We start from the raw sequence: 6,711 nt of genomic DNA on the forward strand, positions 1-6,711 counted from the left end.
GTCTCAGCCCTCCCCAGGGATTCGGAAAGCGGCAGCCTAGTCCTTCTCCCCTTGCGGGAGAAGGTGGCACGCGGAGCGTGACGGATGAGGGGTGACTCGGTTTCGACGGTGAGGACGTTCGGACGCCACTCCAGGCACCCGCATCACCCCTCATCCGTCAGCCTTCGGCTGCCACCTTCTCCCGCAAGGGGAGAAGGAAGCTCCACTACGGCCGGCTGGCCATCCCCAGCTTCACCGGCTTGGCTTCCTCGCCGATCTCGCCGCGCTTCACGCCCCAGAGCAATATGATCGGTGCGCCGACGTAGATCGAAGAGTATGTCCCCACGATGATCCCGAACATCAGGGCCAGGGAGAAGCCGCGCAGGGCCTCGCCGCCGAAGATAGCCAGGGCGGCCAGCACCATGACGGCGGTGACGCCGGTGATGATGGTCCGGGTCAGGGTCTCGTTCAGCGACAGGTCGATTACGTCGCGCAATGGCATGGTCTTGTACTTGCGCAGGTTCTCGCGAAGCCTGTCGAACACCACGACCGTATCGTTCATCGAATAGCCGATGACGGTCAGGATGGCCGCGACCATGTTCAGGCTGAACTCCAGCCGCAGCAGGACGATCAGCCCGAAGGTCAGGATCACGTCGTGCAGCAGGCCCGCCACGGCGCCGAAGCCGAACTGGGGCTCGAACCGGAACCAGATATAGGCGAACATCAGCACGATCGCCGACCCGAGAGCCAAGAGGCCTGAGGTGAACAATTCGCCCGAAACCTTGGACCCCACCACCTCGACGCCGGAATATCTGACCTCACCCACAGCCTGGGTGATCGCACCCTCGACCTGTTGCACCACCTGCGTCTGGTCGCGGCCCTCGGGCACCTGGAAGCGGACGATGGCGGTCGAGCCGTCATCGATGTTGGTGTCGCGTCGGGCGATACCCTGCACCCCGACGTCGCCGAGATCGAGTTCGTTCACCGATCCACGCAGGGCATCGAAATCGATCGACTGGCCGGCCGGCTTGGACACCTCCATCGAGGCACCGCCCCGGAAGTCGATCCCCAGGTTCAGGCCCGGATAGAAGCAGGACACGATCGAGGCGATGCACAGCACGACCGACAGGGCGGCAGCATAGCGCGCGTACTTGACGAACTGCAGGTTGGTCTTCTGCGGAAGAACCTTGATGAGAGGCCACCAGGTCATTTCACCGTCTCCGCGTCCGCGATCGGCAGTTTCTTGGGCTTGGCGGTCTTCAGCCACCAGGCCAGCAGCACCTGGGCCACCAGCACCGACGAGAACACCGAGGTGAAGACCCCGATGGTCAGTGTCCAGGCGAAGCCGCGCACCGGCCCGGCGCCGAACACGAACATGATGCCGGCCGCGACCAGGCTGGTCAGGTTGGCGTCGATGATGGTGCCCATGGCCTTGTTGAAGCCGGCGTCCATCGAGGCGATCACCGACCGCCCGGCCCGGGCTTCGTCGCGCATCCGCTCATAGATCAGCACGTTCGCATCGACCGCCACGGCGAAGGTCAGGATCAGACCTGCGATGCCGGGCAGGGTCAGGCTGGCTCCGGTCAGCGACATGGCCGCCACGATCAGCAGGCCGTTCAGCAGCAGGCCGATCACAGACACCCCACCGAACAGGAAGCCGTAGGTCAGGAACATGAAGGCCACGATGATGATGAAGCCGATCGCGGTGGACAGGCCCCCCGCCTCGACCGCGTCCTGGCCCAGTTCGGCCGAAACCGTCCGGCGCTCCTCGACTTTCAGCGGCGCCGGCAGGGCACCGCCGTTCAGCAGATTGACCATCTCGGACGCCTCGGCGATCGAGAAGTTTCCGGTGATCTGGCCCTGGCCGCTGGGGATGGTGCCGATGATGTTCGGGGCCGAGATGACGCGGTTGTCCAGGATGATGGCGAACCGCTTGCCGATGTTCTCGGACGAAGTGGCGGCGGCGAAGCGTCGCGCGCCCACGCCGTCGAAGCGGAAACCGATGGCCGGGCGGCCGTTCTGGTCGGAATCGACCGAGGCCCGCGTCAGTTGCTCGCCCGAGACCAGCACCCGCTTCTTGATCAGCAGGGGCGTGACCCCGTCCTGATCGACCATCAGGACCGAATCCGGCGGCACCGAGCCTTGAAGAGCCAGGTTGATCAGTTCGGGATCGTCCTCGACCATCTGGAAGGTCAGTTGGGCGGTCTGGCCGATGACGCGTTCCAGGGCGGCGGGGTCGCTCTCGCCCGGGGCCTGGACCACGATCCGGTCGGCGCCCTGACGGGTGATGGAGGTTTCGCGGGTACCCAGCGAATCGATCCGGCGGCGCACCACCTCGATGGACTGGTCCACGGCGGTCGCGGCCATGGCGCTCATGGCCTGGTCGGTGAAGGCGTAGCGGATGCGGTCGTTGCCGACGCGGCTGGCGGCGCGTTCCTGAACGCCCTGCTGGTTCGGCCCGCCGGACAGCAGGCGCATGGCCTCAAGGGCGGCATCCTGTTGTGCGGGATTGGCCAGGGTGACGACCACGCCGCCCTCTTCGCGCTGGAACGCGTTGGTGGGGAAATTCCCCTCGCGCATCGTCACCCGCGCGTCCTCGACCATGTTGTCGATTCGCTTGGCCCGCATGGCCGGCACATCGACCTCGAGCAGCAGGTAGGACCCGCCTTGCAGATCAAGGCCGAGGCTCAGCCCGTTCTTGGGCAACCAGCCCGGCAGGGCGTCCCTCTGGGACTGACTGAGCACGTTCGGATAGGCCAGCAGCACGCCGAACACGAGCGCCAGCACCACGACGATGATTTTCCAGCGCGACTGCTGAACCATGGGAAAGCCTTACGGGTCGGCGACGCTGAGGATCAGGCCTTGGTGACGGCTTTGGTGTCGTTCGCGGCGATGGCGGTGCGGTTGCGCACCTCGGCGATCATGCCCTTGACCACGCGGACGTTGACGGAGGGCGCGATCTCGACATTGACCTCGGCCTCCTCGACCCGCGTCACCTTGCCGATCAGACCCGACGACAGGACGATGGTGTCGCCGCGCTTGACCGCCGCGATCAGCGCCGCGTGTTCCTTGGCCCGCTTCTGCTGCGGACGGATCAGCAGGAAGTAGAACAGCACGAAGATCGCCACAAACGGCAGGAACTGCATGATCGTGCCCATGAGGCCGGCTTCAGTAGGCATGGTGTGGACAATCCCGAACGCGGGCACCGCAAGGCGCCCGTTGAAATGAAGGCGCGATACCTAGTGCCCACCGCCCGTCATTGCAACGACGCGTAGGACCGCAACGCCGACTTCTCCCTCCCCCTCGGGGGAGGGTGGTCGTAGCGCAGCGAAGACCGGGTGGGGAGGGCAAGGCAAGACAGCGCCATATCGCCTTGCCGCCCCCACCCGGCGGCTTCGCGGCCTGCCCTCCCCCGTGGGGGAGGGAGAGACACTGGGCCTTACCTCGGCAAAACCGTCAGCGGATCGACCGCCACCGGATTGTCGCCCTGCATCCGCCGGGTCTCGAAATGGATCGAGGGCCGCCCGTCGCCCGCCGTCAGCCCGACGGTGCCGATCTGCTGGCCCGCCCGGACGTCGGCGTTGTTGGCGACCGTCGCCGAACCCAGATGGCCATAGACCGTCCGCCAGCCGTCGCGATGCACGATCAGCACCGTCAGCCCCTGCCCCACCAGGTCGTCCCCGACATAGGCGACACGCCCGGCGGCAGCGGCGCGGACCTCGGCCCCCGCCTCGGCCCCGATATTGACGCCGTTGTTGCGCTCGCCCATCGCGACCGGCCCGAAACGCCGCACGATATCGCCCCGCACCGGCCATTGCAGCGCCAGCCCCCCCGCAGTCGCAGGCGCGGCAGGACCGGGCGAAGGTGCAGGCGTGGGCACCGGCGCGGGCGCTGTCGGGACCGGCACCGTCTGCACCGGACGCGGCGGCGCGACCACCGGCGGCGCAGGGGGCGGCGGGGGAACCTCCGTCTCATCGACGACCCCTTCCACCACGATCAGGCCCGGTCCCGTCGCATAGGGGTCGGACCCCAGATCGGTCGCGCTGGCCGGCAACAGAATCCGCTGGCCCGGCGTGATCGCGGCCCTGGGGCCCAGATCGTTGAGGTCGATCAGCGCCTGCACCGGCGTCCGGAACCGCCGCCCGACGCCCGAGATCGTGTCGCCTGGCTGGATCACATAGGCCTTGCGCCCACCCTCGGAGGCGCTCGGCGCAGGGTCATATGCGGGTTCAATCGGGGCCTCATCCACGGGCGCGGGCTGCACGACCACCGGTCGCGTCGGCCCGCCGTTCAGGCCCGAGGTGATCGTCGCCGAAGGCAGGGCCCCGCCCTCGATCGATTCGATCGGCGCGGTCAGGGGCGGCGGTGCCTCGACCGGCGCAGGCGGCGTCGCCGGATAGACCGGCTGCGGATAGGCCGCCGGTCCCACCGTCCCGTCAGCGCGCGTCGAATAACGCGGCGCGTCCGGATAGCTCGAACAGGCGGCCGCCGTCAGCGCCGCCCCGGCGATAAGGAAAAGCCTCGTCCAGCCACCCATACCCATGCCGCTCTCCTGATCGTCCAAGCTCTGCTTTGCCCCGCGTCGCCCCATTAGCCAAGCCGCCAATCGGCACGAAAGTGGGGCAGGCCTAGTTGCTCACGGCCTTCTTGTTGTACCGGACCTGCACACGCCGGTTCAGAGGCTCAGCAACTTCATCCCGCGTCGCGCGCGCCAATTGGGTCTCGCCGGTTCCGGAAATCTCCATATCCGCCCATGGCATCCCATGGCGCGCCAGCACCCGCGCGACCGTTTCGGCGCGTCGCTGGCTCAGCACGAGGTTATCGGCAGGGTCGCCAACGGTGTCGGCAAATCCCCATATCAAGACCCGCCACTCTCCGGGCGTGTGGCCGTACATCGAGAGCCTTAGCGCGAATACCAAATCTGCTTCACGAGCGGGACTGAGCTCGCTGCTTCCGCTGTCGAAGAAGATGAGCGGCTGATCATAGTGACCGAACCGCGAACTGGGCGGCCTTGGCCTCCCATTGGGCATGGGCGGCAACTTGTTCAGCCGAACCGTTACCCGCCGGTTCAGAGGATCCGGCCCATCCGTAACCCGCGCCATCTGTCGGGTACCCTGGACCTCGATGTTCAGGGCTTGTAGCGACACGCCCTGATAGAGGAGCTCAAGCAACATCGCGCGCGCCCGCGCAACATCAAATCGGGCCTCCGGGGTCCGGCCCTCGACAGCGTCCATATGCCCGACGACCATGATCTCGGTCGAGGTAGGGTCCAGCGCGTAGGCGGCCGCTGCCGCCCTCGCCACGTTGTAGCCAGCGGTTGAGAGTTCGGCGTCGCCGGGCTTGAAATAGTCCACCCATTCGGAAGCGACCGCCGGGCCGGTGGCAAGGAGCAAGCCGATAAGCGTGAAGAGCAAGACTCCGCTGCGGCGTACCCATCCCGTCACGGTCTCCGCAGCACTCGACCTGCTCATCACTACCCCTCCTTCGCCGTGCCCTCGACCAACGGCACGAACCGCACCTCACACAGGCTTTCGCGGCGGAATGAGCCGTCCGGTTGGCCCGAATAGCGGTGCAGCATCTGCACCGACGTCCGCCCGACCGGACAGACTAGCACCCCGCCGGGCTTCAGTTGTTTCAACAGTTCCGTCGGCTCGGTCGGCGAGGCGGCCGTGACCATGATCCGGTCGAACGGAGCCTGTTCCGGCCAGCCCAGCCCGCCATCCGAATGCTTTGTGATGACGTTGTCGATCTTGAGCCGCTTCAGCTTCGCTTCGGCCTCTACCAGCAGCGACTTGTACCGCTCCACCGAATAGACATAGCGCGCCAGCCGGCTCAGCACCGCGCACTGATAGCCGCTGCCGGTGCCGATCTCGAGCACCCTGTGGCGCGGCTCGACCTCCAGCGCCTGGGTCATCAGGCCGACGATGTAGGGCTGGCTGATCGTCTGGGCGCAGTCGATCGGCAGGGCCTGGTCCTCCCAGGCCTGATCGAGGAATTTCTCGTGCACGAAGACGGCGCGGTCGATCGATTCCATCGCCGCCAGCACCTTGCCGTCGGTCACCCCCTGCTGGCGCAGGCTCAGGATCAGCCGACCCGCGCGGTCGTTGTGCAGGTTCATCCCAGACCGGCCTTTGGAGGAACCCCGCCGATCACGCCCTTCAGCCCGTGCACGCTTTCGCGGTGCGTCAGATCGATGTGCAGCGGCGTCACCGAGATCTTCCCGTCGTCCATGGCCCTCAGGTCGGTGCCCGGCGCATGATCCTGTTTCGCGCCCCGGAAGCTCATCCAGTAGTAGTCACGCCCGCGCAGATCAGTGCGCTTGACCGCATGCATCTCACCGATGCCCCGGAACCCCTGAACCGTCACCTCGACCTCTTTCACCGCCTCGATCGGCCGCGCGGGAAAGTTCAGGTTCATGACCACGCCGGGGGCCCAGTCCTGTTCCAGCAGTTTGCGGATGATCCCCGGCGCGAAATGGGCGGCGGTGTCCCAGTGGGCGGTAACCTCGTCGTGGAACCGCTCTAGCGATTGGCTCAGCGCGATCGAACGCACCCCCAACGCCATCCCCTGCAAGGCCCCCGCCACGGTACCGGAATAGGAGCAGTCCTCGCCCACATTGTGCCCGCGGTTCACCCCCGACAGCACCAGGTCCGGCGGCCCATCCATGATGTCGCTGAACGCCAGCACCACACAGTCGGTCGGCGTCCCCGTCACCGAGAACCGCTTTTCGCC

Annotated in this window: 7 protein-coding genes; all 7 read right to left on the minus strand. The window is 66.7% G+C overall.

What is annotated here, in order from left to right; translation table 11 throughout:
* Window positions 1-205: 205 nt before the first annotated feature.
* Window positions 206-1,189 carry a protein translocase subunit SecF gene (secF, locus tag JHC99_RS06815; RefSeq protein ID WP_292152747.1) on the minus strand — a complete coding sequence of 328 codons (984 nt, stop codon included), beginning with the start codon at window positions 1,187-1,189 and terminating at the stop codon, window positions 206-208.
* The gene (gene secD / locus JHC99_RS06820) at window positions 1,186-2,802 is read right to left on the minus strand and encodes a protein translocase subunit SecD (RefSeq protein ID WP_292152750.1); all 1,617 of its coding nucleotides are present in this window, start codon (window positions 2,800-2,802) and stop codon (window positions 1,186-1,188) included. Before secD ends, secF begins: the two co-directional genes overlap by 4 nt.
* Window positions 2,803-2,834: 32 nt before the next feature.
* Window positions 2,835-3,158, minus strand: a complete 324-nt coding sequence (yajC, locus tag JHC99_RS06825; RefSeq protein WP_292152752.1) for a preprotein translocase subunit YajC — start codon at window positions 3,156-3,158, stop codon at window positions 2,835-2,837.
* Between the two features lie 260 nt (window positions 3,159-3,418).
* A complete protein-coding gene (locus JHC99_RS06830) occupies window positions 3,419-4,522 on the minus strand; it encodes a M23 family metallopeptidase (protein ID WP_292152754.1) in 1,104 nt (367 codons plus the stop codon).
* A gap of 85 nt (window positions 4,523-4,607) precedes the next feature.
* Window positions 4,608-5,450, minus strand: coding sequence for an OmpA family protein (locus tag JHC99_RS06835; RefSeq protein ID WP_292152757.1), 843 nt, complete (start codon window positions 5,448-5,450; stop codon window positions 4,608-4,610).
* 2 nt (window positions 5,451-5,452) lie between these two features.
* The gene (locus JHC99_RS06840) at window positions 5,453-6,097 is read right to left on the minus strand and encodes a protein-L-isoaspartate(D-aspartate) O-methyltransferase (RefSeq protein ID WP_292152759.1); all 645 of its coding nucleotides are present in this window, start codon (window positions 6,095-6,097) and stop codon (window positions 5,453-5,455) included.
* A partial coding sequence (gene surE / locus JHC99_RS06845; RefSeq protein WP_292152761.1) for a 5'/3'-nucleotidase SurE occupies window positions 6,094-6,711 on the minus strand: 618 nt, incomplete at its 5' end. The genes JHC99_RS06840 and surE, both read right to left, overlap by 4 nt.

The sequence above is a fragment of the Brevundimonas sp. genome (genome assembly GCF_016463485.1).
Classification (GTDB): domain Bacteria; phylum Pseudomonadota; class Alphaproteobacteria; order Caulobacterales; family Caulobacteraceae; genus Brevundimonas.